2 rRNA genes are annotated in these 537 nt (G+C 47.5%); both read left to right on the top strand.

From position 1 onward, the window contains the following. A 23S ribosomal RNA gene (locus PY990_RS16320) occupies positions 1-77 on the top strand; the annotation flags it as partial. 248 nt (positions 78-325) lie between these two features. Further along, a 5S ribosomal RNA gene (gene rrf / locus PY990_RS16315) occupies positions 326-438 on the top strand. Positions 439-537 lie beyond the last annotated feature (99 nt).

Below are 537 nucleotides of genomic sequence, written 5' to 3'. Positions count from 1 at the left end.
GACGTTGATAGGCTGGGTGTGGAAGTGCAGTAATGCATTAAGCTAACCAGTACTAATTGCCCGTGCGGCTTGGCTCTATAGCATTGAGCCTTGCTTAAAAGATACGCACATGAAACAACACAGTAAATCTACCCGAGGCCAAAGTGCCTCAATGAAGACCAAGGTAGTTTGTTTGAAATAGATATACCCGCAACACGCATCAACAAGATAGCAGCGCTGTCTCAAAGATAACTCATCAATTCCAAATCGAGCCAATCAGCCGCAACGCTGGTTAGCTAACAAGTAAGTGCAATCAAGGCACCGCACTTACAGCCAACCCTCTTTGCCTGACGACCATAGCAAGGTGGTACCACCCCTTCCCATCCCGAACAGGACCGTGAAACGCCTTAGCGCCAATGATAGTGTGCATTCGCATGTGAAAGTAGGACATCGTCAGGCTCTCCAATTCCGAAAAACCCCGCTCTCAAACTTGAGGCGGGGTTTTTTATTTCAGATCCATCCCGTGCACCTACTGTGATTACATATAGGTGTTTAGGT

The organism is Limnobacter olei (assembly GCF_029087225.1).
GTDB lineage: Bacteria > Pseudomonadota > Gammaproteobacteria > Burkholderiales > Burkholderiaceae_B > Limnobacter > Limnobacter olei.
The sequence above is the reverse complement of the archived record's forward strand: the minus strand, read 5'-3'. Positions and strand labels throughout refer to the sequence as shown.